Origin of the sequence: Vibrio genomosp. F10 str. 9ZD137, from assembly GCF_049974785.1 — a bacterium.
GTDB lineage: Bacteria > Pseudomonadota > Gammaproteobacteria > Enterobacterales > Vibrionaceae > Vibrio.
The window spans coordinates 1-2,724 of the sequence record NZ_JBNGCJ010000428.1 but is presented as its reverse complement, the minus strand read 5'-3'; the positions used below and the strand labels follow the sequence as shown (position 1 = coordinate 2,724).

General features: G+C 45.3%; 3 protein-coding genes. 2 read left to right on the top strand and 1 reads right to left on the bottom strand.

Features of this window, described 5'->3' with window-relative positions:
• Together ACP45E_RS10170 and ACP45E_RS10165 are read left to right on the top strand one after the other, a co-directional pair.
• Positions 1–642 (top strand): FecCD family ABC transporter permease (locus tag ACP45E_RS10170; RefSeq protein WP_141707284.1); only part of this gene is annotated, 642 nt, incomplete at its 5' end.
• On the top strand, positions 642–1,529 hold the full coding sequence (locus ACP45E_RS10165) for a heme ABC transporter ATP-binding protein (RefSeq protein ID WP_069584973.1): 888 nt from the start codon (positions 642–644) through the stop codon (positions 1,527–1,529). The genes ACP45E_RS10170 and ACP45E_RS10165, both read left to right, overlap by 1 nt.
• A gap of 133 nt (positions 1,530–1,662) precedes the next feature.
• Here ACP45E_RS10165 and ACP45E_RS10160 read toward each other — a convergent pair.
• Positions 1,663–2,724 (bottom strand): ATP-binding SpoIIE family protein phosphatase (locus tag ACP45E_RS10160; protein ID WP_158008377.1); only part of this gene is annotated, 1,062 nt, incomplete at its 5' end.

Sequence of the window (2,724 nt, the reverse complement as noted above, 5' to 3'; positions counted from 1 at the left end):
GTGTTCTCGTTTATCGGCGGGGCACTCACCACGGTGATTGTTTATCGCCTCGGCACTGGTGCAAATGGCACCTCAGTCACCATGATGTTATTGGCAGGCGTTGCCATTGGCGCACTGGCAGGATCAGGCCTTGGTTTAATGAACTATTACGCCGATGACCAAGCTTTGCGCGATCTTTCATTATGGACAATGGGGTCTTTGGCGGGGGCCAACTGGGGAGCATTAATCTTGGCCTTTGCCACTTTAATCACTCTATTCATTTTATTTTATCGTAACGCCGAGCCCCTTAATGCTCTACTTCTAGGCGAGGCAGAGGCTAAGCACATGGGTATCGAAGTTCAAAAGCTAAAACGACAGTTAATTTTACTGACCGCTGCAGGCGTTGGCGTGACGGTCGCCTTAGCGGGCATGATCGGTTTCATTGGTTTGATCGTGCCTCACCTTGGGCGAATGCTCATTGGCCCAAATCATAAGTCACTGCTACCTATTGCCATGCTCATCGGGGCTTTGCTGCTTCTGATTGCCGATATGATCGCTCGAACTGCGGTAGCCCCATTAGATATGCCTGTCGGTATTGTTACGGCACTGATTGGCGCGCCATTCTTCATTTGGTTGTTGATAAAACAAAGAGGTCGTATCTGATGACACACACAACCGCACAGACCCCAACGTTACCAATGGCTGGTAATAACGCTGTCTCCAAATCGACCCCATGCAAATCTAAAGAACACAAGCCCACGAACTTCAATCAAGGGAGCTCACGCCACGCAATCTCACTCAGTAACCTCAGCCTAACGCTTGGGAAAAAGGTTATTTTGGATAAAGTGAGTACTCACATAAATACAGGGGAATTGACCATTCTTCTTGGCCCTAACGGCACCGGGAAAAGCTCACTGTTAAAGATGATCACAGGCGAGTACCCTTCTCAAGGAGGAATCGAATTCTTTGACTGTAAATCAGATCAGTGGTCGCCTCAGGTATTGGCAAAACACTTGGGTGTATTACCTCAATCAAGCAGCCTAAGTTTTAACTTCAGCGCCAAAGAGGTGGTCGAATTGGGCGGTATTCCGCTCGCCGAAAGTGCCAAAAGGATTTCCGATATTGCCGCAAAAAATATGCGATTGACCGATACCGCACACCTTGCGGATCGTATGTACCCTAGCCTCTCTGGTGGTGAAAAGCAGCGGGTTCATTTTGCTCGGGTTTTAACTCAGTTAGCGCAATCAGAACAACAAACGATCCTCTTGTTAGATGAACCGACATCCGCCTTAGATTTGTCTCATCAGCATCAGACGTTGTCACTCGCTAAAACCTTAACTGGACAAGGAGCAGCGGTGGTTATCGTTATGCACGACTTAAACCTTGCAGCACAGTACGCCGATAGAGTGATGATATTAAACAAGGGCTACATTGTCGCCGATGGCACACCTTGGGACGTGTTAACAAAAACCACCATTGAAGACGTATACAACTTCAATGTAACGGTCATCGAGCACCCACATGATGATTATCCGGTACTTCTTAGCTAATTTGGTGAAGAGTTAATTTGGTTAAAAGCGGGTTTAATGAATAGTTAGTTTGGTGGACCGTGAGTAAAATGAACGGTTAGCCAAATGGCCAACCAACAAACCCACCAACCACAAACATTTGAATCGAATACAATCAAGCCGAACTAGGAAAACGATGCGAAGCGTTAAAGTGATAAACCGCAGTAACGCTTTTACCCTCATTTGAATACTCAAGCGAATCACATAATTCAGTCGCCAATACGATCCCACGACCATGGGTCGTTCCGTTTTGAGCCGACAAGTTTAAATGATGGTAATCAAACCCTTCTCCATTGTGCTCTAGCAACATAGTGATGATTTTCTCTTCTGGTTGGTAATCTATGTCTAACTTCACCCAAGCATCAGGGCTCAGGTCTTTTAATCTTTCTTCTCTCAACTGATAAAATTCAAAAAAACCATCCGGACTTTCTTTTAAAGAAGACTTAAGTCCGAGTAATCCATGTTCAATCGCGTTAGCAAACAGTTCAGATAACACTGAGCAAACCAAATCTAGGTGTTGGCCTCCATTTAAAATACCCGATAGATATTGACGAACCTCACTAAGAACACTGGCGGTTCTCAACACATGAGCGGGAAAGTGTAGGCCCGTTTTCATAGGAATTTTACTGTAATAGAAGTCTGTAAGCTGCAAACTGTTATCATTACCATTGATAATCGGGAATGTCATCGACAAGATAGACAAATCATCCCCCGCTTTCATATTAGAGAACGCCCGCACCGCTTCGTGCACAGTGGTGATATGTGCTTGACCATTTTCTAATGCTTTTTCTAGACGCTCTTGACCAAATTGCTCCCCATGTTCATTCATCGCTTCGGTTATGCCATCGGTATAGCTAACTATTTGCTGACCTGGCTCTAAAATCAAATGCACAATATCGGTTTCAAATTCATGAGAATCGAGCACCCCTAGGGGCATATGCTTCGACACGAGGCGACGAATAATTTTACTGTTTTCATCCAACACGTAGGTGTCGGGTAAGCCTCCTCCCCACCAAGAAACTTCAAACCCATTGGCTCTGATTTCAAAAATACTGGCCGCGAGCATCATGCCTATCGGTAGAAACTTACTTAACGAGTTATTAATTTCGTTGACGATCTCACCAAGAGACAATCCTTTCTCAGCCATGCTAAAGAATGCTAGATCGGAAGAGCGGTT